Here is a 25,653-nt window from a genome sequence, read left to right as displayed (position 1 = left end):
AAAAATTGTTTAAAAATCGTGAAAAATAAACAGGTTTAGATACCCAAAACCTTCATAGCACCTCTTACGACCGGAACCATAGTTGATTCAAGTACCTTGTTTATCCTAAGAGGATGTATCATCATCTTTATAGCCATATTGTACGGATAATTTTCCGAAGCCATTTTATTGATATTTTTAAGAAATTCATCATACTCTTCACTGTTAAATTCACCGTTGTTCAAAGTTTCATATACGGCTCTAAAAGCCATTTCAACATCTTCGGAATTTACCTCTTTTAAGCGTTTGGATATAACTTTAAGAACCTGTGTTCTGGATAATTTCTCTTTTTGGTTATAAAAATTGTAATATTTGTCAAAGTAGCTGTAATGACTTACCTCATCTTTATAGATAAAATGTGCCAGTTTTTGCAAAACGGGTTCGTTTAGTTTGGAAGCATATTTTTCAATGGCACGGTAAAAAGTGGATGTACCGGTTTCGATGATCATCCTTGCCACCATCTCCAAACCTTTTGATTTTTGCAAAGCTTCTTCATTGCAAAGTGGCAGATACAGCTCTAAAAATCTCTTGTATGCTTTATCCCACTCAAAATCAGGCCAAACCGTAAGAACATATCGCTTTAAAGATTCTCCGTGTTGAATTTCTTCCTCTTCCCAGTCATCTTTAAGCCAACTTGTGATCTCACCATTGTCATCATAAAACTCTTTTAAATTGTCTGCATAAGTCTCTGAAGTTATCTCTATAAAAGAGGCGACAGACAACATATAAAAAAGCATTTCGTTATCTTGTACCTTCTGCTTATCTATAGAGTCATAATCTATATCTTGTTCATAATTCCATTTTCTCATCTTATCACTCCTTTTTCTTATCATTCACCAAACAGGATAATATCATAGACATGTTTTTTCTCAACCAGATTTTTGTCATTATCGATAGTTCCTTCTTTTTTTAAAATAGCTATCTCTTGTTTGAGTCTGTCTATCTCTTCCTCGAGTTCGTCAATTTGTTCTTTAAATTGCAAAACTATATCTACTCCGGCCAAATTCACTCCCAAGTCTCTTGTGAGTCTCAGTATCATTTTAATCTTATCTATATCCTTTTGGGAGTAGAGTCTCATTCTTCCTTCAGTTCTTGAAGGCTCTATCAACCCTTCTCTTTCGTATTGTCTTAACGTTTGGGGATGTATCGATAAAACTTTTGCAACAACACTTATCAAATAAACCGGTTCTTCATATCCATGCATATCTTAGCTCCTTACTCTGGTAATTTCTCTTTCATTAATTTTACCAAATCTTCATCCAAATCTTCAACTTTTGGTAAAATTATATTGGCTTTTAGGTACAAATCGCCTTTAACTTTTGTTTTTCTATCAATTACACCATAACCTTTGACTCTAAATTTTTGTCCCTGCTTTGTATTTTTGCCAACTTTCAGCGTTATCTCTTTGTAGTGGGATTGTACTTTTACCTTACCGCCAAACATAGCGATTTTTAACGGTATATCAAAATTTTTATAAAGATCGTTGCCTTTTCTTTCATACTCATTACTCGGGGCTACCTCAACTAAAAGATAGAGGTTTCCCCGTTTACCGTTATAGCTTTTGCCTTTGCCTTTGATACGCAGCTTTTCTCCATTTTTTATACCTGCGGGAATCTTCACACTAAGACTCTCTCCGTCGTAATTTATAGCATGAGTACCGCCTAGAACAGCTACATCAAAAGGTATAGTGATCCTTGCCGTTACATCAAGGTCAGGCTCTCTTTGTCTTTGATGCGAAAATCCACCGCCAAAACTTTCAAAACCACCACTGCTAAATCCTCCAAAGCCGCCGCCTCCAAATATATTCCTTAGTATTTCATCGAGGTCTGCCGCATTGCCTTGAGATGATGCAAAATCATGGAAATTTTGACCACCAAATATATTATCACCATGCATATCATACTGTTTTCTTTTTTCCGGATCACTCAATATCTCATATGCCGCATTTATCTCTTTAAATTTCTCTTCCGCATCCGGGCTTTTGTTGATATCAGGATGATATTTTCTAGCGAGGCGTCTATAGGCTTTTTTTATCTCATCTGCTGAAGCAGACTCACTTACGCCTAATGTTTCATATAGACTATTGCTCACTTTCAACTCCTTATTATATTCTTTGACCGTAATTATATCATAAATGTTTAGTCTATGTCAATCAACTATATACTTTTTTTCCATTTACCTCTCATTTACATTTATGTTTTATACTTTCATAACAATTTTTTTGAGGAGAGGATCATGAAAAAAAAGATTACTATCGCTATCATAGCGATCATGACTGTTTTTAGTTTTAACTTATCGGCAAAAGTTACATTTCAAAATGCCAAAGATATCACGCAAAGAGTAGTACCCGGCAGTGACGGAGATAAAATACTCTCATATTATGATGTGCTAAAAGAGCCACAAAAGAGTATAGTAAATATATCTACTACAAAAAAGGTGTTTGTAAACAATCAAATGTACAATTTATATAGAAATCCGTTTTTCAGGGATTTCTTCGGTCAGGGCTTTAACGGTAGAGTCCCAAAAAAACTTGAAAGAAAAGCTTATGCATTGGGTTCAGGTGTTATAGTAAGCAGTGACGGCTATATCATTACCAACAATCACGTAGTCGCAAATGCTGACAAGATAAAAGTAAGTATCCAGGGAAAAGGGAAAGAGTATGACGCAAAAGTCATAGGAAGGGATCCCAAAACAGACATAGCCGTCATCAAAATAGATGCAAAAGGTTTGACTCCCATCAAGTTTGGAAACTCTGATAACCTTAAAGTGGGCGATATTGTTTTTGCCATAGGTGATCCTTTTGGAGTTGGCAAATCTGTAACACAAGGTATCATTTCCGCTCTTAACAAAGACAAGGTCGGTCTAAATCAATATGAAAACTTCATCCAAACAGACGCATCGATCAATCCCGGAAATTCAGGGGGTGCCTTAGTAGACAGCAGAGGAGTTCTCATCGGTATAAACAGTGCGATTATAACAAGAAGCGGGGGCAACAACGGTATAGGTTTTGCAATTCCTTCAAATATGGTAAAAAAGATAGCTTTGGCGCTTATAAATAACGGTAAAATCATAAGGGGTTATCTTGGGGTATCCATCTCAGATTTAAACAGTGGATTAAAAACCATATACAAACACAAAGAAGGTGCTTTTGTTTTGGCTGCTTCAAAAGATGCTCCGGCATATAAAGCCGGTATCAGAAGAGGCGATCTTATAATCAAAGTAAACAATCAAGCGATAAAAGATGCCAATGATTTAAAAAATAAAATCGGCTCTATGAAACCAAACGAGATAGCAAATGTCAAAGTCGAAAGAGAAAACGGAGTTGAAAAAACTTTCAAAGTCAAATTGGCTCAAATGCCGGGTTCCACCGAAGTAGCCGCAAACAACAATGCAGTTATAAAAGGGTTGAAACTTGTTGATATCACAAAAGAGATAAGATATACTTATCAAATTCCAAAAGATATCAAAGGGGTGCTCGTCATAGGAGTAGAGGGAAATTCTCAGGCAGATAATATGGGATTTCAAAGAGGAGATATCATCATTCAAGTCAACAGCACTCTTATAAAAAATATACAAGAGTATGAAAAGGCTATACATAAGTCAAAAAAAGGTATAATATATGTTCAAAGAGGCAATTTTGTACTTCCTCTTGTTTATAAACTAAAATAGGCTTAAAAATGATAAAAGTTTTAATGATAGAAGATGATGCGGAGTTGGCTGAGATACTTACAGAGTATCTTGAACAGTTTGATATAAAGATAAAAAATGTGGAAGACCCTTATATGGGTCTTGCACTTTTGGAAAATGAAAAGTTCGATCTTATCATACTTGATCTCACACTTCCGGGAATCGACGGGCTTGATGTATGCAAAGAGATAAGAAAAGAAAGCTCCACTCCCATCATCATCTCTTCTGCAAGACATGATATAATGGACAAGGTAACCGCTCTTGAAAACGGTGCGGATGATTATCTGCCAAAACCATACAATCCAAGAGAATTGGAAGCAAGGATAAGAACAATTCTTAGAAGACAACCCATACTCAAACAGGATGAAAAAGAACAAGAAGAGAAAGATTTGGTTCTAGATGAAGATAAACAAGAAATCAAACACTTAGGGAAAGTTCTAGATTTAACTGCTGCCGAGTATGGTATACTGAGTTATCTAATGAAAAAAGAGGGAGGAGTCGTCTCCAGGGAAGAGCTTATATACAATATCGAGGCTATAAGTGAAGAGAGCAGTAACAAAAGTATAGATGTTATAGTCGGACGTATCAGGCAAAAACTTGGGGAATCGCCAAAAGAACCCAAACATATCAAATCGGTACGAGGCATAGGATACAAATACATCCCATGAAAAAATCCTCTATCTTTTCAAGTATAACCTTTATCTTCATCATGGCTTCCATAGGAGTTATCTTTACTTCCATTCTGTTTTATCAATATGATAAGGAGCAAAGCAAAAAGAACTTTTTAAACAGATATGCTCTTATGTCAAAATCCATCCAGTATCAGCTGGTCTTTTCGGCTGATTTGAAAGATTTTTTCAAATTGCTTGATGAATTTCATATGGAACCTATAAAAGATATAAAAAAAGCCCTTTATATCATCAATCATACTCCTATAGTTTATCAACACACTTCATCCATAGGAACAGCTCTTATACTAAAAGATAAAAAAAATGCATATCTGTACATAACTACCAAAAAATACTCACTTTTACTGAGGGATAAAAAATACGGCTCAAACAGAAATATCATTTTTGGCTCTATTTTCATCTCCATACTAATCCTTATCATCATAGCCTATATACTGACGATAAAAAAACTTTTACCGCTTAAAAAACTAAAGATAGAGATCGAAAAATTTGCAAAGGGTGATTTGGATATAGATGTAAAATCGGACAATGAAGATGAGATAGCTGATGTCGCAAACGCTTTTGACAATGCGGTAAAACAGATAAAAAGACTCAACAGTTCCAGAATACTCTTTTTAAGAAATATAATGCATGAACTTAAAACACCCATTACAAAAGGCAGGATCACAGCTGAAATGTTGCCGGATGGTAAAAACAAAGAGAGGCTTATATCGGTTTTTGAAAAGTTGCAAAATCTTATAGAAGAGTTTATCACGATAGAGAAAATTTCAAGCGGCTTCATGAACATAGAGCAAAAAAGCTTCAGGCTTATAGACATCATAGATGAAGCTATAGATCTTGCCATGGTCGACAAGGACAAGATCGAACTGATAAAACCTGATGAGATAAATGTAAAGGTTGATTTCAAACTGTTTAGCATCGCCATAAAAAACATGATAGACAATGCCATAAAATACTCTCCCGATAAAAAAGTACAAATCATTGCAAATAAAAAAGCGATAGTTTTTAGAAATCGGGGTGAAAAATTGAAAAAAGATCTCAAAGAGTATATGGAGCCTTTTACAAGTGACGGCAATCAAAAAGATAGTTTTGGCTTGGGACTTTATCTAGTTGATAATATTTTAAGGGCGCATAAGTTACAATTGTTATACAATTACAAAGATGGTTGGAATACTTTTGTTTTTAAGAATTTGGGAAATATTGTTGTATAGGAAGTAGCGATGGCATGTGTAGAGATGGATTTTAAAGAGATTTTCCCTATCATTAAGCATCATATTGCTTTGATAGAAAGATATGAAGACAAATACCACAGGGATTTTTCACTTATTTTTATCAAATCGAATAAAAACTTGACTGAAGATATAGTAAAAACACTTTCAAGGATACTTAGAAACAGCGATATCATTTTTAAGGGCAAAAAAAATATCGTCATATTTTCTCCAGGAGCCGATTGGAATGTAGCATATGATATAGCACAGGGCATAAAAGAATTTTACGGTATAAACGATAAAAAAGATGCCATAGTAACATATCCCGATGATGGATCGAATGCTCTGCTTTTGCTTGAGAAATTTTCTCAGGAAATCCATCAAAATTATGACGTAACTGTAAATTTTTAAATAATTGGTTTACAACTTAATATTTATTTTATTCCAAAAATCATATAATACGAAATGATAACAACACAAGAAAATCGGCTAAAGGAAGAACTTTCCCAGATTTATATCAGATATTTTATAATGGCGATCACAGGAGTAAGTATAGTTTTACTTTCCCCTGCTTTATTTAACAATTCTGTTTTTAGATATATAAGTTTGAAAGATATCTTCATAGTTGCACTTATATTAAATTCCATATATTTTATCACCATAAAATTTTTCCCGGATTTTTTAAAAGTAAGTCGTATATATATAGAACTATTCATGGATGTTTCTCTAACTTCCCTAGCATTGGTATGTGTAGGGTCATTTTCAGTTTATTTTCCAGCTCTTCTTTTATGGTATGTTGTAGGTTACAGTAGCAGATACGATCAAAAAATCGCTGTATTTGCCATAATCAACACACTGCTTGCATGGACACTGGTTATTTATTTTTCTGATTTTTGGGCATATCACTTAGATATTGCTATCGGCTGGTTTTTCGCTTTTTTGATCCTGCCTATTTATTTTTTGAAAGTATTGGACAAGCTAAACAATCAGTACTACTCACTCTATCAAGACTACAACGAAACACAAGAAGGTGCCAAATATGACTTTTTGACAAACCTTATCAACAGAAGTCATTTCGAAAAAGAGTTGGATACTTTCATATCAAAATCCATCTATAACAACAAAGGGTTTGCATTGATGTTTATCGACCTGGACGGCTTTAAAAAAGTAAATGACATTCTAGGTCATGATATAGGTGATGAAATTCTTATAGAAGTTGCCAACAGGCTTAAAATCGTCGCAAACAGTAATGATATCATAGCAAGGCTTGGAGGTGACGAATTTACCTTGATAACTCCTACGGACAATAAAGAACAATTGATAAAAAAAGCCGGTAATATTACAATGATCTTATCAAAACCGTACAGTAATGACATAAAACACTTATCGGCAAGCATAGGTATAGCCGCATTCCCCCAGGATGCACACTTAAAAACACTTTTGAAAAAACATGCCGATATGGCAATGTATAAAGCTAAACAAAGTGGAAAAAACAGATTTGTATTTTACAGTGATATAGCTATAGGAGATCTCTAAAAACCCTATACATCAATAGAAGTCAAAGAAAGGATAAGATTTTGCAAGAGAAATTTGAAGTACTAGCCGTAGCTAATTCGAAAATTTATCTTGTGAAAGATTATCCTTTATTTGACTTCCCTTCGGGCATTATGAGGTTTCCCATCTACTTCGTTAAACTTTCTTGGATTATTAGAATAGTCCTGCAAAAGTTTGCCTTGCATATGAAAAACCTCATAATGCTATTGATGCATAGGGTTTTTAGAGATGCCCTTAAATTTAGATACTGCCGGTAACCGACAGTATCCATGGCATCAGTGTAAAAAGTGTCTTGTTTGAGAAAAATACAAACTCATGCCATGCTCGTCGGCTGCTTGGATGACTTCATCATCTCTTATGCTGCCTCCCGGCTCTATCACCGCACTAACTCCCGCACTTGCCGCTGCATCTATGGAGTCACGAAACGGAAAAAACGCTTCACTAGCTAATGCACTTCCTTTTACATCAAGTCCGAGTTCTTTAGCCTTTTTAAGAGCACACTGAGCGGCATCAACTCTACTTGTCATACCCATACCGACTGCAACCATAGCTCCGTTTTTTACATATACTACGCAGTTTGACTTGGTAAGAGCTGCTACTTTATAAGCGATTTCAAGATCTTTTAACTCCTCTTTGGAAGCTGCTTTTTTACTAACAAGTTTAGCATTTTTTATCTCATCATTTTTTACTTTATCACTGTCTTGAAAAACAAAGCCGCCGTTTATATGCTTGAAGTCATGCTTATCTTGGCTAATTAAAAGTCTATCATTTCCATACTCGAAAAGTTTTATCCTTTTTTTCTTTTCAAAGACTTCTTGTGCCTCTTTTTCAATCTTTCCGGCTATGATAACTTCTAAAAATATCTCATTCATTTTCAAAGCCAACTCTTTATCTACTACACCGTTTACCGCTACAACTCCTCCGTAAGCTGAGATTGGGTCGCATTTGAGTGCTTCGGTATAACTCTCAAGCAGGGTGTCTTTTATAGCAAATCCACAAGGATTTCCATGTTTTACTATGCAAACTGCATTCTCATCTCCAAAAGCAGCAGCGATTTTAACCGCACCGTTAATGTCTGTTAAATTGTTAAAACTTGCTTCACCTTTTAGGGTTTTAAAATGTTTAGTGTAAAAATCCTCAAACTCATAAAGACTTCCTTTTTGATGAGGATTTTCCCCATATCTTGTATCTGCTACTTTGTTTCCGACTATAAACTGTTTCTCTCCAAATCCACCGTTAAATCTATCATTCATATAGTTTGCTATCATACTATCATAACTTGCCGTATGAGAGTAAGCTTTTATCATCAAATCTCTTCTAAACTCTTCGCTATCTTTACCGTTTTTAAGTGCCTCTACAACTTTTATATAGTCATTTTTATCCGTTACTATAAGCACATCTTTAAAGTTTTTAGCGGCACTTCTTACCATAGTAGGTCCGCCTATGTCTATATTTTCTATGATTTCTTCAAAATCATCCGTTTTTTCTATAGTCTCTTTAAAAGGGTATAGATTGACACAAACCAGGTCGATAGCTTCCACTCCCAGTTTTTTTGCTTCAGCTTTGTGTGACTCTTTATCTCGTCTATATAAAATCCCACCATGAACATATGGGTTTAGAGTCTTTACCCTGCCCTCGAAACATTCGGGAAATTTTGTAACTTCATCTATCTCTGTAACTTTTATACCATTTTCTTTTAAAAGTCTGTATGTTCCGCCCGTTGAAATGATTTCATATGATAACTCTTCCAAAGATTTGGCAAACTCTACAATCCCCTCTTTATCACTTACACTTAGTAACGCTCTCACTGCTTTCCTTTACATTTAAGATATTGATTTACTTCATTTGTATAATTTAAAAAGTGATAATCCACCACTGTATTTTTTAGACTCGTAGCATCTTCTTCAACTCCAAAAAGATAGACATTCAAAGATAGATAGTAGTTACCGTATCTTAGCTGTGCATCTTCAGGTTGCATCAAAAGAGCATAGTCGTCACCTCCCCACTTGTTCCATAACCCTTCAAAGTCACTGTTTACTTCATTGGCAACACTTTGGGCTCCATCTTTATAGCTAAAAGCATCTGCTATATCAAATTCATCAATTTTTCCATTTTTATCGATATGATATTTCCAAAGTCCAGACTTAACAGGATATATATAATCTTTCTCTTTTGTTATCATTTTTGGATTGATATAATATACTCTATCATCGATCACCATTTTTTTAAACCCAAGCTTGTTATAAGCATCAGCTTTCCCAAAAAGAGGCAACCCTTTAAGTCCGCTATCGATAATTTCACCAAGTCTCTCAGGAGCATCCAAAAAAGCTTCACTATCATACTGATCCGCACACTGCTTTGCAAAAAGAGAGATACCTATCAATAAAAAAAAGACAATCCTAATCACACAATTTTTCATTTTTAATTGTTAATTTTTAATTTTCTACAAGTCACTCTCAATAAGTTCGGTAAATGAGTCAAAATATATACTTTTAAGCACCTTTAACTCTCTATCTATCTCATCGACTCTGTATCTATCGCCGCCGACAACTCCTATCTTTTTATACTCCAAGCCTCTTTTTATAGCCATCTCCTCAAAAGCTTTCTCATCATTTACTTCCAAAATAGCCCTGCTAAATGACTCACTAAATATATCCAATTGATTTTCAAGAGCTGTTGTAACTTCTATACCTTTATCGCCAATTACAGCCATTTTATATAAAGCTATAGCGATACCGCCGACATTTACATCTTTTGCGGCATTTAATACACCTTTTTGGTTTGCTTCTTTTACCAAGTCCCAAAGTTTCAACTCTTTTTGATAGTCAAGCTTAGGCAAAGTCCCGCTAACTTCGCCGAACATCTCTTTTAAAAGTAAACTTCCGCCAAATTCACTTTTTGTTTCACCTATAAGATATATCGAACTTCCCTCTTCTTGAAAAGAGCTTGGAAGAGTTTTTTCCGCTTTTTCATTTACTCCAACCATTACAATAGCAGGTGTCGGAAAAATCCCCTCACCGTTTGTTTCGTTATACAAAGAGACATTTCCACTAACTACGGGAGTATTTAACTCTTTACAAGCCTCTTTGATACCCTCGCATCCTCTTGCAAACTGCCACATAATTTCAGGATTTTCAGGATTGCCATAGTTTAGACAGTCGGTTATAGCCTTTGGAGTAGCTCCACTAATAGCGACATTTCTACCACTTTCAACTACCGCGGCAGCCGCTCCACCAAAAGGATCGATATAGCAGTATCTTGGATTGCAGTCGCTACTAATAGCAAGTGCTGCACCGTTTTCTTTGACTCTTATAACAGAAGCATCGAGTGAGCCGGGAGCTTTTACGGTGTTGGTTTGCACCATTGAGTCATACTGCTTGTATATCCATGACTTATCAACTACTTCGGGAGATACCACAAGCTTATCAAAAACTTCATTTGCTTTTAGTGCATTTATATCTGCTTTTATCTCTTTGATTTCATCAAGATAAGCAGGTTTTTTAGTAGACCTATCAAGTATGGGAGCATTTTCGCCAACTGGATCTATAGGTATATCAGCTACTTTTTTTCCATGCCAAAAAAGCTCCATATTGCCGGTATCGGTTACTTCTCCTATCACTTTTGCATCAAGATCCCATCTCTTAAAAATCTCAAGAACTTTATCTTCATACCCTTTTTTAGCGCATATCAACATCCTCTCTTGAGATTCACTTAGCATAAATTCAAAAGGCTCCATACCATCTTCACGTGCTGGAACTTGATCAAGATGCATCACCATTCCGCTTCCACTTCGCCCCGCCATCTCAAAAGAGCTACTTGTAAGCCCTGCCGCTCCCATATCTTGGATACCGACTATATAATCATGTTGAAACAACTCCAAACAAGCTTCAAGCAAAAGTTTCTCGGTAAACGGATCTCCTACTTGTACAGTTGGTCTTAGTGATTTATTCTCCTCGGTAAAACTATCACTTGCCATTACAGCCCCGCCAAGGCCGTCTCTTCCAGTTTTACTTCCTACATATATGACGGGATTACCTATACCCTCGGCTCTTCCGTAAAATATCTCATCACTTTTACAAATGCCAAGAGTAAAAGCGTTGACTAAGATATTGCCGTTATAGCAATCATCAAAAAAAGTCTCTCCACCGATTGTCGGAACTCCCATGCAGTTTCCATAATCTCCTATGCCTGCAACTACGCCTCTAACAAGATATCTTTGATATTTTCCTATCTTATCATCATTTCTAATCCTACCGAATCTTAAAGAGTTTAAGTTCGCTACCGGTCTAGCCCCCATAGTAAAAACATCTCTTAAAATCCCACCGACTCCGGTAGCTGCTCCTTGATATGGCTCTATGTAGCTAGGGTGATTGTGGCTTTCCATCTTAAATACCGCCGCTATGCCGTCTCCTATATCTATAACTCCCGCATTTTCTCCGGGACCTTGTATGACCCAAGGTGCACTAGTAGGAAAACCGTTTAGATATTTTTTACTTGACTTATAGGAGCAGTGTTCACTCCACATGGAAGAAAATATCTGAAGTTCGAGTATATTTGGCTCTCTTCCCATGATATTTAGTATATTTTCATACTCATCTTTTGTAAGTTTTAATTTTTGAAGTGTTTCATCTATATTTTGCATTATACTTCCTAAGTTTATAGTAGGTTATATTATACAAAAAAAGAGATAATGAGTTTATAAAATCGCATTGACTTTTTTTACTAGTTTCATTATAATCAGTTCATTATAGAGATATAGGGGATTACTATGGGTATAGCTTTGACTTATCATGAAAGAACGAAACACTATTATAACCGATATGCCGTTTCGCTTGGTTATCTTAACTGGGCACACAAACCAAATCCCTACAGAAGTTATGTAGGTGCAAAAAAATATCAACTTAAGATCGAAGATGACATCGATTTGACTTATGATGAAATATTTAAAAACAACAAAACATCTTCATTGTCCTATAAAAATATATCCTCATTTTTCAGATATGCTTTGGGGCTTGCGGCTGTTAAAAAATATGGTGCCGATCAGTGGGAACTTCGCATAAATGCATCAAGTGGTAACCTTCATCCCACTGAAGCATACGCAATCTTACCTGAGTTTAAAGAACTTGCCACAAAAACAGCCTTATATCACTATCACAGCTATGATCACGCCTTAGAGCATCTCTACACTTACGAGTTTGAATTACCAAAGAACTCTTTTATAATCGTCATATCTTCTATCATCTACAGAGAAATGTGGAAATATGGCGAGAGATGTTACAGATACTGCGCTTTGGATCTAGGTCATGCTTACAGGGCTATAGAGATATCCGCAAAACTGCACGGCTGGAAGGTAAAACCCTTTGATTTTAGTGAAGAAAAATGCGAACATCTCATCGGATTGGATCAAAAAAACAGACATGAACCAAAAGAGCTTGAAAGTGGCGATATAGCACTGCTTGTGACACTCGAAGATGCAAAACTTGATACTTTTAAATTGTCTGATGAAGATATACGAACATTTGACAACAAAGCAAACAGACTTTGTGATAGTTATCAAGAGTATGAGATAGTCTCTTTGGTGGATAAAGCGACAAAAAAGAGTTGTATCACCGTTTCAAGCATGAATGATGCTAAAGTAAACTGCTTAAAAAAAGCAACCGATATCATACTGCAAAGGCGAAGTGCCCAAGCGTTTGAGAAGGCTGCATCCGTAATGAAGCTTGATGATTTTATGCGTATTTTAAAAGGGTGTGAAACTCAAAACAGCAGGATAAATTTCATACTCTATGTGCACAATATATCAGGATTGGATGCTGGATTGTATCTTTATAAAAGAAACGGTGAAAATATATCTTTTAAAGTAGATTTTTTATATGAGCATATTCAAGATGAATTATATCTTTTACAAAAAGGAGATTTCAGAGTAATCGCAAAAAACCTCTCCTGTATGCAGGATATCGCTAGTGACAGTGCTTTTGCCATGTCTATGCTTGCAAATTTTAGCGAAGTTGCAAAAAAAGACATCAGATACAAAGAGTTGCTTTTTGAAGCCGGACGCATAGGTCAACAGTTATATCTTGACGCAACCGCATCAGGCTTCAGTGCAACAGGCATAGGGTGCTTTTATGATGATGCCATACACAATCTTTTGGGAATTGATAAAAACAAAAATCAAGTCGTTTATAACTTCACAATAGGCAAAGCTATCATCGATACAAGATTGCAAACCCTGCCGCCTTATCATCACTTAAAAGAGTGAATTATTTGCCAAGGCAAAAGTTTCCAAACATTTTATCGAGGATTTCATCTCTTTCAAATTTTGTAGTTATAGATGATATGTGATCTATCGCTTCGTTTATCTCGTAGGCAAACAGCTCAAGCTCACCGTTTTCAAGCGGCTCTTTCGCTCTTTTTATAGCTTCAAGAGCATTTTGTCCGGCTTGGATCTGTCTAGCGGAAGTTAAGAGTAAACTATCATCTTTTGCGGTACTGTCAAGGTACTCTTTCAAACTGTTTACAACTATATCCACATCATTTTTGGCACTTATTTTAATCGGGGAAAATTCTTGTAGTTTAGATATGTCAAATTTTTGTTTCAAGTCAGATTTATTTAAAAAAACAAATATTTTTTTATCATCTTTTTGTTTTTTTAGCATCTCTGCAACAGCTTCATCTTCTTTGTCAAACTCTTTTGATATATCAAAAAGAGCCAATACGATCTCCGCATTTTTCATAGAATCAAGGCTTCTTTGAACACCTATCTTTTCTATAGTGTCTTTTGCGTCTCTGATACCTGCGGTATCGACAACTTTTACCAAATGGGTTCCGATTTTTAACTCTTCTTCTATAGTATCTCTTGTTGTTCCTGCTATATCGCTGATGATGGCTCTTTGATGATTTACGAGTTTATTTAAAAGTGAACTTTTTCCGACATTTGGCTTACCGACTATAGCTATATCAAATCCATTTACAAGTCCCTCTTTTTGAAGGCTTGCCTGAAGAGTTTTTTCTATAGTTTTTTCTATATATTTCAATCTCTCCTTGATACTTTCTTCCAAATCTTTTGGCAAATCTTCTTCGGCATAGTCGATATTTACTTCAACAAATGCAAGTATCTCTACAAGTTTATCTCTTAACTCTTCGACATAATCTTTCAAATTCCCCTTCAACTGCTTTGAAAGCAGGGAAAGAGCATCCTCACTTTTTGTCTCTATGATTTTTGCTATGGCTTCCGCCTTTGTCAAATCGATCTTGCCGTTTAAAAAAGCCCTTTTTGAAAATTCGCCCGGATTTGCAAGCCTTGCACCAAGAGACATGATCTCTTTTAGTATGACATTGGCCGCAACTATACCGCCATGGCACTGAAACTCCACTATATCTTCACCCGTAAAACTGTATGGGGCTTTGAAATATATGAGGATTGCCTCATCTATAAGAGTTTTGTCTTTTTTGTATAAAAACGAGAGAGTTGCATATCTTGGAGTGAGTTTATCTCTTTTTGAGAGTTTCAAAGCGATATCATAAGCTTTATCTCCACTGACTCTTACTATGGAGATAGAGCCTATGCCGTGAGCTGTTGCGATAGCCGCAATGGTATCCATCAATCTTTGTTTCTATCCCTGTTAAAGTCATTTACCAAAACATATTTACCACCGTTTCTAGCGGTTCTTATACCTACATATTTATCCGGAAATTGCTCTCTTAGCTCTTCTAAAGCTATTTTGACAAGTATTCCGTCAAGTACTTTGGTCTGAGCTCTTCCATTGTTTTTTATCTTTTCTATGACATGCTCAAGATATTTTTTTATCATCTCTTTTTGATTATTTAAAAATTCTGCTATTTCGAGTCTTACATTCACATCATATTTTATATTGGCCCAATTATACAAAAGATATGAAAAAGCTTTATATCTATAACCCTCTTTACCGATTAGCAGTGCCGCATCCTCACCGTCAACATAGATACAAACGGTATTGTCGTTATACTTTTCTATCTTTTTAAGTTCGATTTCATAACAGCTTGCATTTAAGAGTTTTTCAACACCCTCTTCGATCTTTTGCATTATTTCATCATTTACAGTACAAACAGGGGCTTTTTTTGATCTGTTTTTTGTCTTTACCGTTTCTTCTTTTTCCTCAAGGGGTTTTTCGCCTTTTTTGGTAACTGAAATGATGGCATTCTTTTTAAAAAGACCCAAAAGTCCGGCGCTTGGATTTTGCAATATGGTTATATCAAGTTCCACTATGGAACAGTTGAACTCCTTAACGGCTTTTTGATAAGCCTCATCTATCGTTTTTGCTTCTATTTTGGTACTCATTTTTCTACCTTTGCAACTTCTTGTTTTTGCATTTTTTTCTTTTCAAATATTTTATTGATATAGTACTGCTGAGCTATAGAAAAGAGATTGTTCACAAACCAGTAAAGCGTCAAGCCTGCCGGGAAAGTCATAAAGAAAAATGTAAAAATCACAGGCAGATACTTCATAATCTTTGCTTGAGTCGGATCTTGTATGGTATTTGGAGTGATATGCTGTTGCAAGAACATAGTTATACCCATCAGTACCGGAAGGATAAAGTATGGATCTTTTACCGACAAGTCATGTATCCACAGTATCCAAGGGGCACTTTGAAGTTCTGCAGAATTTTGCAAAACCCTGTATAGTGCGAAAAATATAGGGATTTGAAGTATCATCGGCAAACATCCACCCATCGGATTGGCGCCATGTTTTTTATACAGTTCCATTGTGTGTGCATTAAGCTTTTGTGGTTCGCCCTTGTACTTTTTCTGAAGCTCTTTTATCTTTGGACTGAGCTCTTTCATCTTGGTCATCGAAACCATACCTTTGTAAGTCAATGGGAAAAGTATGGTTCTTATGATAAGTGTCGTAGCGACGATAGCCCAACCCCAGTTACCTATAAGCGAATACAAAAAGCTAAGAAGTATAAATATAGGCTTGGCTATAAAAGTAAACCAACCATACTCTACTATATCACCCAACTCTTTATCTATAGAATTTAGTATCTTTAACTCTTTTACACCTATATATCCGTTTACAGTATAGTTTTGCTTACCTTTTACAAAAGCCAAAGGATTTTCATCTTTGTCTTTTGATATATAAACGTTAAGACCGCCTTTTAAGTTATAAAATGCAGTTGTATAGTATCTATCACTGTCAGCTACGATTTTAGCATTTGCAAAATGTTCATCACCTTTTGCATCTTTGTCCTTTATCATAGTCAAAGTATCATCAAGTTCTTTTACCAAAACCCCATGAAAGGTGTATCCGTCAACTTTTACGTCAGGTCTGAAACCGGGACTTATAAAATAATCTGCCGGTTTTGATAGAGATATGGACACACTGTATCTGCCTATAGGATATATGGTTATCTTTTTAGTTACGGTTAAAGAAGATAGTTTTTGGGTTAAAGTCAAACTTATCGGTTTGTCACCAAGCTTCAAGGATGATACATCAGTAGTATATGGGACTTTAAAAGCTTCACTGTTTAGCTTGGCATTGGAAAATCTTATCTCAAGAGGTAGAGGAAGTTTGCTGTCATTGAAGAGTTGTACTCTCTTACCTTCATGTATATATCTCTTTCCGTTAAGATAAAACTTGTTTACCCTACCAAAACTGTCTATACTCATATCAAATCTTTTACCTTTGACGGTAACTATGGTTTTTTCATTGCTGCTTTTGGGTGATTTTGAGGGAGCTGTTTGGGCACTAGCAGGAGTGGATGAAGCATTTGGAGCCTGTAAGGCACTCGGTGCTTTGGTTTGCACTTTTGATTGTTCTATCTTTTTTGTTGCATTGGCTTCTATCGGTTTTTGAACCTGCTTAGGTATAAAAAGATAATCATATCCCGCAAAAAAAAGAAAACTTAAAACCGTGGCTATTATAACTCTTTGTTGAGTACTCAATTTATCTAACACTGCTGTTACCTTTGAACTCTTTTATAACATAAAAGATATTGTTTTTTTTTCGAACATACCAATACTTTACTTTTATCTTTTTAGCGTCGCTTTTCATCATCAGTGAGTTTTTAAACTCTTTTTTCACTACAGGATACTCTATGCCTCCTCTAAAAAGCTGATTGCATCTTAGTATCCTAAAACCTGAAAGCAAAAGCGCTTTAAAGATATTGTTGTTGTCTATCTGCCATTTGGCATATTCTGAACACGTAGGATAGTACCTACAGCTTCCATATCCGAAAATGATACTTATATATTTTTGGTAAAAGGACAGTAGATAAAGCATGATACGCTTCATCTCTCATCCTTTTTTATGGCACCTACTTTACCAAGGGATTTTAACAACCCCTTTTTCAAGTCCTTATATTTTACATCGATGATATTTTGTCTGGCTACAAAGATATATGATCCGTTCTTTATCGTCGACGAAACTTCCAAAAAAAGAGATCTCAATCTTCTTTTGGCAAAATTTCTCTTGACTGCGTTTCCTATCTTTTTACTAGCTGTAAAGCCGACTTCTTTCTCAATGCTATCTTTATAAAAAAGAACAAATCCGAAAGAAAAATCCTTCTTTGAGTTTTTATAAAGATAAGAAAATCTCCTACTATCGGAGATAACCTCGAAACTACCTAAACGCTTAATCTTTTTCTGCCCTTTGCTCTTCTGGCATTTATCACTTTTCTGCCGTTTTTGGTCTTCATTCTCACTCTAAAACCGTGAGTTCTTTTTCTTGGCGTATTGTGTGGTTGAAAAGTTCTTTTCATCTCTTTGATCCTTTGGTATTTGTATAGTTTAAGGAATGGATTTTACTAAAATTTTACTTAAAAGGAGTTTATCTCCCTCGTCAAAGAGGGAGATTTTGTTATATGCTTTTTGCGAGAAGTTTGTTGATCCTTTTTACAAAATCACTACTGTCTTCTATCTTCATGCCCTCTATGAGTCTTGCTTGATCATAAAGGATGTGTGCTATATCATTTATGGTTGGAAGCGAGTCGGTTTGAGATAGTTTTTTTACTATCTCATGCTCTGGATTGATTTCAAGTATAGGTTTTACTTTTGGAAGATTATCCTGTCCCATTTGCTTTAACATCTCTTGCATTTGAAAGTCAGGATCGTTTTTGTCAAATACCAAACAAGCCGGAGACTCTTTAAGCCTTGAGCTGATCTTCACATCTTTGACTTCACCTTTTAAAGCTTCTTTCATTTTAGCCAAAGTTTTGGCTACTTCTTCAGTTGGTTTTTTCTCTTCTTCTTTTTTCTCTTCTTTTTGCTCTTCATCTATATCACTGGTCGATACTGACTTTACAGGTGTTTTGTCATACTCGTTTACCATAGGCATTATAAGAGCATCCACTTCGTCATCCATGATGAGAACTTCTATATCTTTATCTTTAAAACTCTCTATCAAAGGAGAGTTCTTAAGAAGTTTTTCATCCTCTCCGGTTATATAGTAGATGGATTTTTGATCTTCTTTCATAGCTTCTTTATAATCTTTAAAAGTTATATTTTCTCTTTTTGTGGATTTAAAAAGCAATAGGTCCAAGATTGTCTCTTTATTTTCAAAGTCAGTATATACCCCTTCTTTTAGAACCTTTCCGAACAGCTTCCAAAATTTCAAATACTTATCAAAATCCTTCTCTTTTATCTTTTTAAGCTCACTTAGTATCTTTTTAACAGAGCTTTTTTTGATCTTAGCTAAGATTGTATTGTGTTGTAGTATCTCTCTACTTACATTTAACGGTAAATCCTCGGAGTCTATGATACCTCTTGCAAATCTCAAATATGTAGGCATAAGCTCTTTGTCATCATCAGTGATAAATACTCTTTTTACATATAGCTTGACTCCCGGCTGATAATCGACTCTGAAAAGATCAAAAGGTGCGACTGAAGGGATATAAAACAGAGTTGAATATTCCAAAGTTCCTTCCGCATTTGTGTGTACCCAATGAAGTGGATCATTGCTGTCACCAGTTAATTGTTTATAAAAATCTATATATTCTTCATCGGTTATTTCATTTTTATTAAGTCTCCAAAGAGCTGAAGCTTTATTGATCTGCTCGAACTTTTTCTCTTTTTTACCATCTTTTTCTTCTTCTTTCAAAAGAAAGATAGGAAACGGTATATGGTTGGAATATTTTTTGACTATTCTCTCTATCGTCCAATCTTCAAGATACTCTTCGTCATCTTTTTTCATATGGAGTATGATCTCTGTTCCAAATCTCTCTTTTTTAGCCTCTTTTATCTCATACTCGCCTTTGCCGGTACTTATCCATTTATAAGCTTTGTCTTCACCGGCTTTTTTGCTGATGACCTCTATCTTTTTAGCGACCATAAAAGCACTGTAAAATCCTACACCGAACTGACCTATAAGAGATGAATCTTTCTTGGCATCACCACTTAGGTGTTCTAAAAATGACTTTGTTCCACTTTTTGCAATAGTTCCTAGATGCTCTATCATATCTTCATCATTCATGCCTATACCGTTGTCTCTAACTATAAGTTTTTTCTTATCTTTGTCAGCCTCTATCTCTATACGAGGCTCTAAAGAGAGATCTTTAAACTTTTCATCACTTATGGTTAAAAACTTTAGTTTATCAATGGCATCCGAAGCATTTGAGATGAGCTCCCTTAAAAATATCTCTTTGTTGGAGTAAAGAGAATGTATCATCAAATCAAGTAGTTGGTTTATCTCTGTATCAAATTGATGTTTTGACATTTTGCTATCCTTTCGTTGTTTTAATTTTTGCGAAATTATAGCAAAAAAATTATTTTTTGTAAAGATATCTAACAATTTTTAGTAAATATACTTGATAGTATCAATATCAAGTATATATTTTTCTAAACAGTGCGATAGCTGATATGGTAGCACTTATAGTCAGTATTACATTTAAAGTTATGTTTATACTGACTTTCAAGTAGTTACCGTCTTGAAGCATATTGACATTTTCCAGCGAAAATGTTGAAAAAGTTGTAAGTGCACCCAAAAATCCGGTTATCACCAATGCTTTATACTCAGGTGCAATCACTTGAGAAAAGTACATAGCCATAAAACCTATGATAAAACTGCCAAGTACGTTCACACTTAGTGTTCCTATGGGAAAAAGAGTATCAAAAGACTTTTGCATAAAACCTGCGATAAGGTATCTTGAAATTGCACCGAAAAACCCGCCTATACCTATATATATGAGTATCACATCAACCCCTACTGAAACTTTTTATGTTTATATCTGATAACTTCCGTATCACTTATGGTTGTCAATCCTTCTGCTATCATGTGATCGACCTTGTCGATAAAACCCATGATTTTCTCTTCATCATCTATGATCTCTATAACGATAGGTAACTCTTGAGCTAAAACCCATACATTGAAACTTCTAACTTCACTATGAGCTCCAATGCCTGCAACTCCTTTAAAAACCGTAGCTCCGGCAAGTCCATACTCTTTAACCTTTTTAAGCAAAACTTCCCACAAAGGTTCACCCTCAAATTTGTCCTGATTGTCTATGTAAATCCTGGCAATTTTCTTTTTTCCAAGATAGCGTTTCATAAATTCTCCCTTCGGTCATTTAATCAATCAAAGATGATATTTTACTCATCCACCCATTCACCCATTCTCATCCAACACTTCTTGCATATCATCTTTTAATTTTTCAAACCACTTGGGATCACTTTTTGGATCAACCGGATCAAGATATATGAGTTTTACTTTTGTTCCGAAATTGGCAAGAAAATTTTTCGAATCAAAAACTTTTATGGTATTTAACAAAACTGCGGGTTGGACTTTAAGATCGAGTTTTTCCGCCAAAAGTTTTGCTCCCGCTTTAAATGGAAGAAGTTTTTTTCCTTTTCCCCTTGTGCCTTCAGGAAAAATCGCTATAACTCTTCCTTTTTTAAGTCTATCTTTTGCATCTTTGAAAAGTTTTACAAGTGATTTTCGATTTTCCCTCTCTATGGAGATCATCTCCGGATAGTCAAGTATGTGACCAAAAAAAGGGATGTCACCTATCTCTTTTTTAGCTACCCAGGATAAATCTGCCGGATAAACAGCTTCGGTTATAACTATATCAGCGACACTTTGATGATTTAAAACAAGCATTTTGGCTTCTATGTCAGGCTCTCCTGTGATCTGCACTTTGATGCCTAGCATAAAAAGTTGAAGTTTAGCCCAATACAGTCTAAAAGTTTTGTGATGTTTTCTAAAGAAAAACATTAAAATCACTACAAAAGATATAGTAAAAAAGAAATTAACAGAAAAGTAAAATGCAGTCAACCTTTGTATCAGTTTATTCAATGTTTACTCCTTTTTTTATCCATCCAATTTTTCCGTTTGGAAGTAGGATTTTTATATACTCTTTTGTAGTATTCAATTTTTCAGCGACAATTTTCCTGTCGGTTATGTAAAATATAGTTGAATTATATGTAGGCAATATCCTTATCTTTGTATTTTTGGGAACAATTATACTGTCAAAAGGATTGTAAAAGATAAAAAGATAGATGGCAATTCCTAAAAATATAATGATATAAACCATTTTTCTTCTAAAAAAGAATATGATCAATGACAAAAATGCAATACCTGTCAGTATGATATTTTTGTACATCGATATTTTGCTCTCTTTGGGATTTAACTCTAATTGCGTACTTGTATCTTCGCTGACTACTTCAAGGGGGATGATAAAACTCTCAAATTTGTTTTTATCTGTGTTAAAATATGAAAATTGAAACTCTTTTTGGGTATTTGGCAATATCGCAAAATAAAAGATTTTCGAATAAGGTAAACTTTCTTTAAAAGAATCGATCCCGTTTTTTATAGTGCTTTGAACATTGAAGTCTCTGAGATTTCCCTGCAAAGCTTCTATCTCCATAACCAGTATGTTGGTTTTTTTATCAAATTTGGTGGTTTTACTTTTTATCACTCTTAGATTTTTTGCAATTACTCCGCTAAATGTTTCATTTTGTTTAAGCTTTATGACTTCAGGAGTGAAAGGTTTTAGTGTTTTTGAGACCAAAAGTTTGCTGCTTTTGTAAACAGAGATGTTTATACCGGGGAGTTTTGCCGTAGGTGATGTAACTTTTAGATAATACTCAATAAAGTATATGTTGTCATTGAACCATTTCCATGAATTTTTGGGATTTAAAACTTTTGTATACGTTCCGTCTTGAAAAGAGGTAACAATGTTATCAAAATCATTTGTTGCGATAACGGCTTTTATCTTTATCTTGAAGATTTGATTGACATAGACCCTCTGTGGCTTTTTTTCATAAGATAAAAATATGATATTTTCTTTTATAGCAGGTGTGGTTGTATTTAAATCCTCTGCATAGTTAGATGCGACAAAGATACAGCATATCAATATCGCATATCTTAGTATCTTCATCCCTAACTCATAAATCCTTCAAGCATTCTAACCCCGTCATCACTTCCAAGAATATCTTCCATAGCACGTTCAGGATGAGGCATCAGTCCAAATACATTCTTTTTTTCATTGCAGATACCGGCGATTCCCTCAACCGAACCGTTAGGGTTACAAAGGGTACCTTTTTCATCGCAATAAGTCAAAAGAATTTGATCATTATCCTTTAGTTTTTGCAAACCGATATCGTCTATATAATAATTTCCCTCACCATGAGCTATCGGGATATTTAGTATATCACCTTTGTTTAATTTGTGTAAAAATTTATTGTCATTGTTTTCTACTTTTAGGTAATGAAACTCTGAGATAAAATGAACATTTCTGTTTTTTTTCATTGCTCCAGACAACAATCCAAGTTCCAAAAGTATCTGAAAACCGTTGCAAATACCAAGGACATATCCACCCTCTTTGGCAAAGTCCATTACTGCATTCATAACAGGAGAAAATTTTGCAATCGCTCCGCTTCTTAAGTAATCCCCATAACTAAAACCGCCCGGCAAAATGACAAGATCCATACCTTCAGGTAATTCTTTTTCCTTGTGCCATACAAGATGAACATTTGCATCAAGTTTTTCATAGGCATATTTTGTATCGAGTTCACAGTTCGTACCGGGAAAGACTACAACGGCCACATTCATGTTTAGTCCTTCTCCTGGGTTTTTACTTCATAATCTTCTATAACGGTATTGGAAAGTAGTTCCTCACTCATCATCTCGACTCTTTTTCGCATAGCCTCTTCATCGTCACCATCAACATCAAGTATGATCTGTTTTCCTATACGAACATCCTTTACCTCGTCAAAACCCAAAGAGTTAAGTGCATGCAAAACTGCCTTGCCCTGAGGATCCAAAACTCCCTCTTTTAGTTTGACATTAACCGTAACTTTCATCATATATCCTTCAAAATTCTATTTAAAACTTCTTCATAGGCAACTTTTACATTACCCAAATCTTGTCTGAAAACATCTTTATCAAGTTTTTCATTGGTTTTCACATCCCAAAATCTGCAACTATCAGGACTTATCTCATCAGAAAGCAAGATATTGCCGGCTTTGTCTTTTCCAAATTCCACTTTAAAGTCAACTAGATTTAGATCCCTTTTCAAAAAGAAGCTTTTTAATATAACATTTATCTCTCGCCCCAGTCTCTTCAACTCTTCAAGCTCACTTTCACTTGCCAAGTCCAAAAGCAAACAGTGCTCATCATTTAAAAGCGGATCCCCAAGTTCATCATCTTTGTAGTAAAACTCCACCAAAGCAAACGGAAGCACCGTGCCCTCTTTTATACCTAGTCTTTTTGTCAAAGAACCTGTCGCTATATTTCTTACAACGACTTCAAGAGGTATTATCTCAACTTTTTTGACAAGCTGTTCATTGTCACTGATAGTTTCTACCAAATGTGTTTTGATACCTTCTTTTTCCAAAAGTCTGAAAAGTTCGGTACTTATCTTGCAATTTAGTGCACCTTTACCTGCCTCATTACCTTTTTTCTCGGCATTGAAAGCGGTCAAGTCATCTTTGAACTCACTTATTAAAAGATCCTCATCTTCACATTTATACAGTCTTTTTCCTTTGCCTTCATACAAAAGATCCAATTTGTCCATCATTTTGCCTTTTTTTCTATATCTAAAACTTTTACTATATCAAGAGCGGTCTTAAGCTGAATGTCCTTTAAGATATCCTCTTTTTTAAGTATCTTTTTGCCTTTTAGCTTATCCTCTTTTTTTACCACTTTTTTTCCATCCGTCTTTTCAAGTTCACTTTTTAAATGCTTTTTAAGCTCTCTCTCTTTTAGCATAAAATCATCTTGTTGTGTAGGAACTTTTCCGGGATATACGACCACATCGGGAGAAACACCGACAGATTGTATGGTTCTTCCGCTTGGTAAATAGTATCTTGCTATGGTAAGCCTTATGGCTTCGGTTTTATCTATAGGAAGGATTACTTGAACACTTCCCTTGCCAAAAGTTTTTTCGCCGACTATTATGGCTCTTTTGTGATCTTGTAAAGAGCCGCTTACGATCTCACTTGCACTTGCACTTCCGCCGTTTACAAGAACTACTATAGGTATATTTTTGACTGTTCCTTCTTCAGTAGCCTTATATTCGGTATTTTCACTCTTCACTCTTCCTTTTTGTGAAACTATCACACCTTTGTCCACAAAAAGATTGACCAGACCGACAGCTTGAGAAAGAAGCCCTCCCGGGTTGTTTCTAAGATCTAAAACTATCCCTTTTTTATGAGGATAATCTTTTAAAGCTTTTTTCACACCGGCTACCACTTTTTTATCGAAACTTGTAACTCTTACATAAAGCACATCACTGTTTTCTATCTCTTTTGCATAAACTGACTGGATCTTTATGATATCTCTTATGATGGTTATCTTTAAAGGCTTTGTTTCGCCTTTTCTTACAATCGTTAAAACTATCTTTGTTTTTGGCTTGCCTCTCATGAGGGAAACCGCATCATCTATGGTCATATTGAGAGTTGATTTATCATTGATCTTAAGTATGATATCCCCGGCTTTTATACCCGCTTTATAAGCAGGTGTATCATCTATGGGAGAAATAACCGTCAACACACCGTTTCTCATACCCACAGTTATACCAAGTCCTCCAAATTCACCACTTGTTTGGATTTGCATCTCTTTGAAAGCTTTTTTATCCAAAAATGAGGAGTGTGCATCCAGGTTGGATAAAAGTCCGGCTATAGCTTTGTTGACTATCTTATCCATTGTCAAATCATCGACATAATACTTTTCAACAGTACCCAGGACTTTTGTAAATTTGGACAGTGCTTTCAGCCTTGTTTCATTATCATGCTTTCCCTGAGCAAAAAGTGAGGAAGAAAACAGCAAAGCCCCTCCGACTAAAGTACTAACAAATCCTAATGCTACAAATCTATTTCTTTTCATTATTTTTATCAATCCTTGTCAAATATTTTAAAAAGATATTTTACTTAAAACATTCTAAATAGATTGTTAAAAATGAGATTAGCTTAAAAATAAAAAGTTTAATCTTTTATAACTAAACAATTTTTTTTAGTATATTTAAACAATTTTACTGATATAACTTGACAAAGATAGACTAAATGTT

27 protein-coding genes are annotated in these 25,653 nt (G+C 35.1%); 6 read left to right on the top strand and 21 right to left on the bottom strand.

Annotated elements, in window-relative coordinates; translation table 11 throughout:
- Positions 1–35: 35 nt before the first annotated feature.
- From ACZ47B_RS01855 to ACZ47B_RS01845, 3 genes are read right to left on the bottom strand one after another with little or no spacing between them, the layout of a single operon-like run.
- The gene (locus ACZ47B_RS01855) at positions 36–848 is read right to left on the bottom strand and encodes a ferritin-like domain-containing protein (RefSeq protein WP_464894979.1); all 813 of its coding nucleotides are present in this window, start codon (positions 846–848) and stop codon (positions 36–38) included.
- Positions 849–868: 20 nt separating this feature from the next.
- On the bottom strand, positions 869–1,243 hold the full coding sequence (locus tag ACZ47B_RS01850; RefSeq protein WP_464894978.1) for a heat shock protein transcriptional repressor HspR: 375 nt from the start codon (positions 1,241–1,243) through the stop codon (positions 869–871).
- Between the two features lie 11 nt (positions 1,244–1,254).
- Entirely contained in the window at positions 1,255–2,130 is an 876-nt protein-coding gene (locus ACZ47B_RS01845; protein WP_464894977.1) for a DnaJ C-terminal domain-containing protein, read from the bottom strand.
- Between the two features lie 144 nt (positions 2,131–2,274).
- Here ACZ47B_RS01845 and ACZ47B_RS01840 point away from each other — a divergent pair, with 144 nt between their 5' ends.
- The 5 genes from ACZ47B_RS01840 to ACZ47B_RS01820 are packed head-to-tail and all read left to right on the top strand — an operon-like array spanning position 2,275 to position 7,159.
- Entirely contained in the window at positions 2,275–3,708 is a 1,434-nt protein-coding gene (locus ACZ47B_RS01840) for a Do family serine endopeptidase (protein WP_464894976.1), read from the top strand.
- 8 nt (positions 3,709–3,716) lie between these two features.
- On the top strand, positions 3,717–4,394 hold the full coding sequence (locus ACZ47B_RS01835) for a response regulator transcription factor (protein ID WP_464894975.1): 678 nt from the start codon (positions 3,717–3,719) through the stop codon (positions 4,392–4,394).
- Positions 4,391–5,626 (top strand): ArsS family sensor histidine kinase, encoded by a 1,236-nt coding sequence (locus ACZ47B_RS01830; RefSeq protein ID WP_464894974.1) that lies wholly within the window; start codon positions 4,391–4,393, stop codon positions 5,624–5,626. The genes ACZ47B_RS01835 and ACZ47B_RS01830 overlap by 4 nt, the downstream gene beginning before the upstream one ends.
- Before the next feature lie 9 nt (positions 5,627–5,635).
- Positions 5,636–6,034 carry a hypothetical protein gene (locus tag ACZ47B_RS01825; RefSeq protein ID WP_464894973.1) on the top strand — a complete coding sequence of 133 codons (399 nt, stop codon included), beginning with the start codon at positions 5,636–5,638 and terminating at the stop codon, positions 6,032–6,034.
- A gap of 54 nt (positions 6,035–6,088) precedes the next feature.
- A complete protein-coding gene (locus tag ACZ47B_RS01820; protein ID WP_464894972.1) occupies positions 6,089–7,159 on the top strand; it encodes a diguanylate cyclase domain-containing protein in 1,071 nt (356 codons plus the stop codon).
- Positions 7,160–7,452: 293 nt separating this feature from the next.
- Here ACZ47B_RS01820 and purH read toward each other — a convergent pair whose 3' ends face one another.
- The 3 genes from purH to purL are packed head-to-tail and all read right to left on the bottom strand — an operon-like array spanning position 7,453 to position 11,819.
- Positions 7,453–8,985 (bottom strand): bifunctional phosphoribosylaminoimidazolecarboxamide formyltransferase/IMP cyclohydrolase, encoded by a 1,533-nt coding sequence (gene purH / locus ACZ47B_RS01815; RefSeq protein WP_464894971.1) that lies wholly within the window; start codon positions 8,983–8,985, stop codon positions 7,453–7,455.
- Positions 8,982–9,584, bottom strand: a complete 603-nt coding sequence (locus ACZ47B_RS01810; RefSeq protein WP_464894970.1) for a hypothetical protein — start codon at positions 9,582–9,584, stop codon at positions 8,982–8,984. The genes purH and ACZ47B_RS01810 overlap by 4 nt, the downstream gene beginning before the upstream one ends.
- A gap of 36 nt (positions 9,585–9,620) precedes the next feature.
- The gene (gene purL / locus ACZ47B_RS01805) at positions 9,621–11,819 is read right to left on the bottom strand and encodes a phosphoribosylformylglycinamidine synthase subunit PurL (RefSeq protein ID WP_464894969.1); all 2,199 of its coding nucleotides are present in this window, start codon (positions 11,817–11,819) and stop codon (positions 9,621–9,623) included.
- Between the two features lie 126 nt (positions 11,820–11,945).
- Here purL and ACZ47B_RS01800 point away from each other — a divergent pair, with 126 nt between their 5' ends.
- A complete protein-coding gene (locus ACZ47B_RS01800) occupies positions 11,946–13,436 on the top strand; it encodes a SagB/ThcOx family dehydrogenase (RefSeq protein ID WP_464894968.1) in 1,491 nt (496 codons plus the stop codon).
- 1 nt (position 13,437) lies between these two features.
- On the opposite strand, the gene mnmE is transcribed toward ACZ47B_RS01800, so the two are convergent.
- From mnmE to ACZ47B_RS01725, 15 genes are all read right to left on the bottom strand, one after another.
- Complete coding sequence (gene mnmE / locus ACZ47B_RS01795; protein ID WP_464894967.1) at positions 13,438–14,778, bottom strand: tRNA uridine-5-carboxymethylaminomethyl(34) synthesis GTPase MnmE; 1,341 nt, start codon at positions 14,776–14,778, stop codon at positions 13,438–13,440.
- Positions 14,778–15,494: a Jag N-terminal domain-containing protein gene (locus ACZ47B_RS01790; protein ID WP_464894966.1), complete on the bottom strand. Its 717-nt coding sequence runs from the start codon at positions 15,492–15,494 to the stop codon at positions 14,778–14,780. The genes mnmE and ACZ47B_RS01790 overlap by 1 nt, the downstream gene beginning before the upstream one ends.
- Complete coding sequence (yidC, locus tag ACZ47B_RS01785) at positions 15,491–17,110, bottom strand: membrane protein insertase YidC (RefSeq protein WP_464894965.1); 1,620 nt, start codon at positions 17,108–17,110, stop codon at positions 15,491–15,493. The genes ACZ47B_RS01790 and yidC overlap by 4 nt, the downstream gene beginning before the upstream one ends.
- The gene (gene yidD, locus ACZ47B_RS01780; RefSeq protein WP_464894964.1) at positions 17,100–17,447 is read right to left on the bottom strand and encodes a membrane protein insertion efficiency factor YidD; all 348 of its coding nucleotides are present in this window, start codon (positions 17,445–17,447) and stop codon (positions 17,100–17,102) included. Before yidD ends, yidC begins: the two co-directional genes overlap by 11 nt.
- Positions 17,444–17,764 (bottom strand): ribonuclease P protein component, encoded by a 321-nt coding sequence (gene rnpA, locus ACZ47B_RS01775; protein WP_464895743.1) that lies wholly within the window; start codon positions 17,762–17,764, stop codon positions 17,444–17,446. The genes yidD and rnpA overlap by 4 nt, the downstream gene beginning before the upstream one ends.
- 14 nt (positions 17,765–17,778) lie before the next feature.
- Positions 17,779–17,913, bottom strand: a complete 135-nt coding sequence (gene rpmH / locus ACZ47B_RS01770) for a 50S ribosomal protein L34 (RefSeq protein ID WP_464894963.1) — start codon at positions 17,911–17,913, stop codon at positions 17,779–17,781.
- A 98-nt stretch (positions 17,914–18,011) separates the two neighbouring features.
- Positions 18,012–19,865 (bottom strand): molecular chaperone HtpG, encoded by a 1,854-nt coding sequence (gene htpG, locus ACZ47B_RS01765; RefSeq protein ID WP_464894962.1) that lies wholly within the window; start codon positions 19,863–19,865, stop codon positions 18,012–18,014.
- A gap of 106 nt (positions 19,866–19,971) precedes the next feature.
- Positions 19,972–20,343 carry a fluoride efflux transporter CrcB gene (gene crcB / locus ACZ47B_RS01760; protein WP_464894961.1) on the bottom strand — a complete coding sequence of 124 codons (372 nt, stop codon included), beginning with the start codon at positions 20,341–20,343 and terminating at the stop codon, positions 19,972–19,974.
- 8 nt (positions 20,344–20,351) lie between these two features.
- On the bottom strand, positions 20,352–20,696 hold the full coding sequence (locus ACZ47B_RS01755) for a DUF190 domain-containing protein (protein WP_464894960.1): 345 nt from the start codon (positions 20,694–20,696) through the stop codon (positions 20,352–20,354).
- Positions 20,697–20,753: 57 nt separating this feature from the next.
- Positions 20,754–21,440 carry a lysophospholipid acyltransferase family protein gene (locus tag ACZ47B_RS01750; protein WP_464894959.1) on the bottom strand — a complete coding sequence of 229 codons (687 nt, stop codon included), beginning with the start codon at positions 21,438–21,440 and terminating at the stop codon, positions 20,754–20,756.
- The gene (locus ACZ47B_RS01745) at positions 21,433–22,524 is read right to left on the bottom strand and encodes a hypothetical protein (RefSeq protein ID WP_464894958.1); all 1,092 of its coding nucleotides are present in this window, start codon (positions 22,522–22,524) and stop codon (positions 21,433–21,435) included. Before ACZ47B_RS01745 ends, ACZ47B_RS01750 begins: the two co-directional genes overlap by 8 nt.
- Before the next feature lie 2 nt (positions 22,525–22,526).
- Entirely contained in the window at positions 22,527–23,198 is a 672-nt protein-coding gene (gene purQ, locus ACZ47B_RS01740) for a phosphoribosylformylglycinamidine synthase subunit PurQ (RefSeq protein ID WP_464894957.1), read from the bottom strand.
- A gap of 2 nt (positions 23,199–23,200) precedes the next feature.
- Positions 23,201–23,449 (bottom strand): phosphoribosylformylglycinamidine synthase subunit PurS, encoded by a 249-nt coding sequence (purS, locus tag ACZ47B_RS01735; RefSeq protein ID WP_464894956.1) that lies wholly within the window; start codon positions 23,447–23,449, stop codon positions 23,201–23,203.
- Positions 23,449–24,162 carry a phosphoribosylaminoimidazolesuccinocarboxamide synthase gene (gene purC / locus ACZ47B_RS01730; protein WP_464894955.1) on the bottom strand — a complete coding sequence of 238 codons (714 nt, stop codon included), beginning with the start codon at positions 24,160–24,162 and terminating at the stop codon, positions 23,449–23,451. Before purC ends, purS begins: the two co-directional genes overlap by 1 nt.
- Positions 24,162–25,472 (bottom strand): S41 family peptidase, encoded by a 1,311-nt coding sequence (locus tag ACZ47B_RS01725; protein WP_464894954.1) that lies wholly within the window; start codon positions 25,470–25,472, stop codon positions 24,162–24,164. Before ACZ47B_RS01725 ends, purC begins: the two co-directional genes overlap by 1 nt.
- Positions 25,473–25,653: the final 181 nt, after the last annotated feature.

Source organism: Thiofractor thiocamini, from assembly GCF_055384375.1.
Note: the sequence above shows the minus strand (reverse complement) of the source record. Positions and strands in the feature narration are given on the sequence as shown.

Coding starts and splice junctions, on each gene's coding strand:
- ACZ47B_RS01855 (WP_464894979.1), bottom strand. CDS start 848: ATGAGAAAATGGAATTATGAACAAGATATAGATTATGACTCTATAGAT.
- ACZ47B_RS01850 (WP_464894978.1), bottom strand. CDS start 1,243: ATGCATGGATATGAAGAACCGGTTTATTTGATAAGTGTTGTTGCAAAA.
- ACZ47B_RS01840 (WP_464894976.1), top strand. CDS start 2,275: ATGAAAAAAAAGATTACTATCGCTATCATAGCGATCATGACTGTTTTT.
- ACZ47B_RS01835 (WP_464894975.1), top strand. CDS start 3,717: ATGATAAAAGTTTTAATGATAGAAGATGATGCGGAGTTGGCTGAGATA.
- ACZ47B_RS01830 (WP_464894974.1), top strand. CDS start 4,391: ATGAAAAAATCCTCTATCTTTTCAAGTATAACCTTTATCTTCATCATG.
- ACZ47B_RS01825 (WP_464894973.1), top strand. CDS start 5,636: ATGGCATGTGTAGAGATGGATTTTAAAGAGATTTTCCCTATCATTAAG.
- ACZ47B_RS01820 (WP_464894972.1), top strand. CDS start 6,089: ATGATAACAACACAAGAAAATCGGCTAAAGGAAGAACTTTCCCAGATT.
- purL (WP_464894969.1), bottom strand. CDS start 11,819: ATGCAAAATATAGATGAAACACTTCAAAAATTAAAACTTACAAAAGAT.
- ACZ47B_RS01800 (WP_464894968.1), top strand. CDS start 11,946: ATGGGTATAGCTTTGACTTATCATGAAAGAACGAAACACTATTATAAC.
- mnmE (WP_464894967.1), bottom strand. CDS start 14,778: ATGGATACCATTGCGGCTATCGCAACAGCTCACGGCATAGGCTCTATC.
- ACZ47B_RS01790 (WP_464894966.1), bottom strand. CDS start 15,494: ATGAGTACCAAAATAGAAGCAAAAACGATAGATGAGGCTTATCAAAAA.
- yidD (WP_464894964.1), bottom strand. CDS start 17,447: ATGAAGCGTATCATGCTTTATCTACTGTCCTTTTACCAAAAATATATA.
- rpmH (WP_464894963.1), bottom strand. CDS start 17,913: ATGAAAAGAACTTTTCAACCACACAATACGCCAAGAAAAAGAACTCAC.
- htpG (WP_464894962.1), bottom strand. CDS start 19,865: ATGTCAAAACATCAATTTGATACAGAGATAAACCAACTACTTGATTTG.
- ACZ47B_RS01755 (WP_464894960.1), bottom strand. CDS start 20,696: ATGAAACGCTATCTTGGAAAAAAGAAAATTGCCAGGATTTACATAGAC.
- ACZ47B_RS01745 (WP_464894958.1), bottom strand. CDS start 22,524: ATGAAGATACTAAGATATGCGATATTGATATGCTGTATCTTTGTCGCA.
- purQ (WP_464894957.1), bottom strand. CDS start 23,198: ATGAATGTGGCCGTTGTAGTCTTTCCCGGTACGAACTGTGAACTCGAT.
- purS (WP_464894956.1), bottom strand. CDS start 23,449: ATGAAAGTTACGGTTAATGTCAAACTAAAAGAGGGAGTTTTGGATCCT.
- purC (WP_464894955.1), bottom strand. CDS start 24,162: ATGGACAAATTGGATCTTTTGTATGAAGGCAAAGGAAAAAGACTGTAT.
- ACZ47B_RS01725 (WP_464894954.1), bottom strand. CDS start 25,472: ATGAAAAGAAATAGATTTGTAGCATTAGGATTTGTTAGTACTTTAGTC.